At 61.4% G+C, this 391-nt stretch carries 1 protein-coding gene; it reads left to right on the top strand.

What is annotated here, in order from left to right; genetic code table 11:
- Positions 1–391, top strand: a 391-nt coding sequence (locus D7W82_RS39880; protein ID WP_304988769.1) for a glycine betaine ABC transporter substrate-binding protein, incomplete at both ends; no start/stop codon positions are given.

The raw sequence follows: 391 nt of genomic DNA, 5'->3' as shown, positions 1-391 counted from the left end.
GGTGGAACGGTGTTCGGCGGAGCCCGCAACGATGACATCGTGCGCGTGGGCTCCGCTAACTTCCAGGAAAGTGAGATCATCGCGCAGATCTACGTTCAGGCCTTGGAAGAAGAGGGAATCGACGCCGAACTAGTGCCGGGAGTCGGCGCCCGCGATGCGTATCTTTCCGCGCTGGAAAACGGCGAGATCAGTGTGGTTCCGGAATACGTGGGTAACCTCACGCAGTTCTACGCGGATTCCCCCGGTGCGCCGAAGGTAGATCTGGAGCCAGGCACCACCTCCGAGGACGCCGCGCACGCACTGGAGAAGGTGCTCCCGGAGGGCTTGAAGCAAGGAGAACTCGCGGAGGCAGAAAGCAAGGACAGTTACCGGGTGATGCCGGAAGTAGCTG

The organism is Corallococcus sp. CA049B (assembly GCF_003611685.1).
Taxonomy (GTDB): Bacteria; Myxococcota; Myxococcia; order Myxococcales; family Myxococcaceae; genus Corallococcus; species Corallococcus coralloides.
Note: the sequence above shows the minus strand (reverse complement) of the source record. Positions and strands in the feature narration are given on the sequence as shown.